We start from the raw sequence: 2,987 nt of genomic DNA on the forward strand, positions 1-2,987 counted from the left end.
GCTCGCGACATGGAATTCTAGGCTCGATGGGCGGCGGTACCAATTTATCTTACCCAGGGTACCAAGCCCGCTGACTGGCGGTACCAGATTCTGCTGATTGTTGGTACCGGAGAGGGTTACTACTCAGCTCCTGCGCCAAATATCCTCGAAGACCGCCGAGTTAGCATCCCTCAGAACAGCTTCTAGCGTGTAGTTCTTCAGTGCCGTCTCTATGGACATGATGCGAGGATAAAACAGCGCCTTGAGCTGTGTATCGAAGTCGTAGAGAGCCGCGACCTGAGAGAAGTCGGTGAGGGGAAGCCTGTTCGAGGCATTCCCGGCGAAGCGGTAACCCTTGTATCCGTGGTAATAGCCGATGTTCTTTAAACGCCGCTTCTGCGCTGAACCGTCAATGGCGATGCCGCCGTCGCGGAGATGCTTCATGAGGGAGTTCAGTGTCTTGGGCAATTCACGCTCCTGGATGCTCATCGTTCAACCGTTCCATTCTACCGCAGGCTTCCACTAACGGGATGACGCATAAGCGGGGTTGACGCAAAGAACGATACAGCCGCGCCGTCACGACAACCACTTTGTGACACGTCGATAGCCTCGCCGGTATCGGTTGGGGCAATAGTGGCAAGGTTGCGGCCCGCGGTCTCGCCCTCAATGAGGTAGCGTCAAAACCTTTCCAAATATGGTAACGTTTTGACATGGGCAAATACGAGGAGACAAGACGGCCTCATCCAAGGACTACGTCAGCTACGTTCTCAGTCGACTCTCAGAGGCGGGCGAGACATAAGGCATTCCATCGAGCTACGCCTCCAAGCTCCCACCGTTCTCAATGATTTGTTCCGGTGACGAAAAAGTCGTCCCAGCCCCATCCTGTTCTCCGAGATTGGTTCAATGAAAAGGTTCGTAATTTTCTATCTATGAACATATCTCAAAAGATTCTTTATAAAATGGTGGGAAAAGGAGAGCCGCATGCACCCTGATTGCGGGTTATCGTAAGCGGCACCGAAGTCACCAAACAGGAGGGCCGCCATGGAATCAAAGAGAACCACGCCGGCAGTAGGCGATAGAGTGCGATTTGAATTCGAAGGATCGCAGATCTTGGGCAGTGTTTTTGTCGTTGATGCGAGAGGTGGCGGAGTCAGGTTCGGCGTCTGTCCGAGTTGCGACGTGAAAGCCGACGAGGGGACGCTCTACAAGCACATTCCCCTCAATGAGGTTGAACTTGCGCCAGCGGAAGGGCAGTGAAGCCGCTTTCTCCCACCCCATGCTTGTGCAATGTAGCTGCGGACAGCAAGGTCATCCCAAACGCTCGCAACTATCCCTCCAGCGCGAGCAACAACCCCGCGAGCAGCAGGCCGATTGAGGCGCCGGCGAAAAGCTTCACTAGAACGCCGAGCGCCGGGTGCTTGCGGGCGAGGCCTTCCGTATCGGGCTCGGGCGCCACTTCGCCTTTGAGAAACCGGTCGATCTCCCGGTAGGTGACGACGTCGTGCTTCTTCTTCAGGCGATCCACCCCGATGGCCATGGCAAACCCGATGGCATAGAGCACGATGAACGTGGCCGCACCCGCAAGGTTCCCTTTGCTCATGCGCGCGAACCCCGACGGCTCCGGCCACGCAATCGAGAAGCCGAGTAGAAAGAGGAAGGCCAGCCCCGAAAAGACCAGCATCCCGATTGACAACAGCCGCATCTTACGCGAGTCCTCCGCAATGGCGCGTTGCATGGCGACCACGTCTCCCCTCACGAGCGCATCGATGGAAACCTCGAACAGCTGGCTGAGAAGCAGCAGGCTCTGCACGTCCGGGTAGGTCTTGTCGTTCTCCCAATTCGAAATGGTCTGGCGCGACACGAATATCGCCTTCGAAACCTCGTCCTGGGAAAGCCCGCGCTCCTCCCGCTTGGCCCTCAACTGCCGAGCCAGTTCCATCGGTTCCTTCCTTTCGATTGCCCGTTGGCGCGCCACGTCGCGCGTGCGCATCGGAATGATACCCCACCAGCCTTGCAAAACGATGCAGACACAGCTGTCAAAAGTCTTTTACAGGCCCTTTGAACAGGTAGTTTGCTAGCACGATCCATTTGCGGACAGGGAGATGAATCGGGAAAATAATGCCCATCGACGCAAATCCAAGTGAAAGGAGCGAAACAGTTATGGCCCGCGAAGAGAAGGTTTGGGAATATGCGATGGACGCCGGCTTCACGCCCTTGGAAGACCGGTGCATCATCGTCAAGGGCGCGGCGGGAGACCTGAGCGAGAAGATCGTCCGCTTTTTCGAGACATGGGATATGGCGGTTCTCCAGATGTGCGAGAACGAGCTTATCCTACTTCCTTTCGAGTCCTTTTGGGGAACGCTGGAACGGGATGTCTCGCTCGTGATCCCCTATGCGGACATCGAGTCCGTGAAGCTCATTGACGACTTGCTCAACGTGGTCATCGATATCGAAACGAGTACCGGCGGCGTGCGCCTCACCACTCAGCAAAAGGAGCTGAGCGATCTGCGCCTGTCCGGCATATACGCCACACAGTACGCCGGCGGCTACAAGAACTGGCACGCCGAGAACGTAAAGCCAACCCTGCAAGCCCTCAGCGAGCTCGGGTGCAAGGCGTCGTGCGAATAGGGCTTCCCCCGCTAACACTCAGCGTTGTCGAACAGCGACGTTGATGGTCTCATAGGCTTTCGCAGCAGGGGCACCGACCGCATTCCACACTGGACTTCGGTCGACGAAGTTGCCCTATTCTGCATGAAATCTCGAGTTATGAGCGCGTAAAGGGCGACGTTGCCGGCCATCCAGCAAAACCGGCTTCATCTGGAGTGCTCTGACCAGGCATTTCTCTCAGACTCTTCGATGCGTCTTCTACCGCAAGCGGAAGCAGGGGGGTGCGGACAGTTACTTGGACAGCGGCCTACGCCGCCAGCCCCAACCGCCTCCTGCGGTTGTCTATCGTATCGTAGACGGTCCTGCCGCCCTCCCGGAAGGCCTTTAGACGGACGGTCGAG

The 2,987-nt window shown here is 56.9% G+C and carries 3 protein-coding genes; 1 reads left to right on the forward strand and 2 read right to left on the reverse strand.

Features of this window, described 5'->3' with window-relative positions; genetic code table 11:
* Window positions 1-123: 123 nt before the first annotated feature.
* Together GO707_RS11735 and GO707_RS11740 are read right to left on the reverse strand one after the other, a co-directional pair.
* Window positions 124-468, reverse strand: a complete 345-nt coding sequence (locus GO707_RS11735) for an Abi family protein (RefSeq protein ID WP_157013082.1) — start codon at window positions 466-468, stop codon at window positions 124-126.
* A gap of 838 nt (window positions 469-1,306) precedes the next feature.
* Window positions 1,307-1,969, reverse strand: a complete 663-nt coding sequence (locus tag GO707_RS11740) for a helix-turn-helix transcriptional regulator (protein WP_227069429.1) — start codon at window positions 1,967-1,969, stop codon at window positions 1,307-1,309.
* 170 nt (window positions 1,970-2,139) lie between these two features.
* Here GO707_RS11740 and GO707_RS11745 point away from each other — a divergent pair, with 170 nt between their 5' ends.
* Window positions 2,140-2,607: a hypothetical protein gene (locus GO707_RS11745; protein ID WP_117284861.1), complete on the forward strand. Its 468-nt coding sequence runs from the start codon at window positions 2,140-2,142 to the stop codon at window positions 2,605-2,607.
* Window positions 2,608-2,987 lie beyond the last annotated feature (380 nt).

This window comes from Adlercreutzia rubneri, from assembly GCF_009755265.1.
Taxonomy (GTDB): Bacteria; Actinomycetota; Coriobacteriia; order Coriobacteriales; family Eggerthellaceae; genus Adlercreutzia; species Adlercreutzia rubneri.

Bases quoted from the DNA above. Each gene is read 5' to 3' on its own strand.
- GO707_RS11740 (WP_227069429.1), bottom strand. From the start codon at position 1,969: ATGCGCACGCGCGACGTGGCGCGCCAACGGGCAATCGAAAGGAAGGAA.
- GO707_RS11735 (WP_157013082.1), bottom strand. From the start codon at position 468: ATGAGCATCCAGGAGCGTGAATTGCCCAAGACACTGAACTCCCTCATG.
- GO707_RS11745 (WP_117284861.1), top strand. From the start codon at position 2,140: ATGGCCCGCGAAGAGAAGGTTTGGGAATATGCGATGGACGCCGGCTTC.